Source organism: Mesorhizobium sp. M8A.F.Ca.ET.207.01.1.1 (assembly GCF_004794715.1).
In the GTDB taxonomy this organism is placed as follows: domain Bacteria; phylum Pseudomonadota; class Alphaproteobacteria; order Rhizobiales; family Rhizobiaceae; genus Mesorhizobium.
Window position 1 is genome coordinate 1 of record NZ_SRUS01000090.1, and the last position, 446, is coordinate 446.

The window sequence follows — 446 nt, forward strand, 5'->3', positions numbered from 1 at the left end:
CGGACGACCGCCAAGGTCGGTACGGGTTGGTTCCAGGCTGCAGCCCGTCGTCCCCCTCGTGGTGCCGTTCATCGCCACTGGATGCCTACATCCATTCTGCGGAGGGGTCTAATGCTGGAACGTCACGGGCTGTCATTGGCGCTGGGCTGCGCCATTCTCGCGATCCTGTTCGGAATCGTCTCGGCGCGCTGGATCCTGCGCCAACCCACCGGCAATGAGCGCATGGTCGCGATCGCCACCGCGATCCAGGAGGGCGCGCGCGCCTACCTCAACCGCCAGTACCTGACCATCGGCATCGCCGGCGTGGTGCTGTTCGTGCTGGTCGGCATCTTCCTCAGCTGGTACACCGCGATTGGTTTTGCGGTGGGCGCAGTGCTGTCCGGCGCAGCCGGCTACATCGGCATGAACGTGTCGGTACGCGCCAACGTGCGCACCGCCGAAGCTGC

1 protein-coding gene is annotated in these 446 nt (G+C 65.9%); it reads left to right on the forward strand.

What is annotated here, in order from left to right; translation table 11 throughout:
• Positions 1–111: 111 nt before the first annotated feature.
• Positions 112–446 (forward strand): sodium/proton-translocating pyrophosphatase (locus EN850_RS33595; RefSeq protein ID WP_189591277.1); only part of this gene is annotated, 335 nt, incomplete at its 3' end.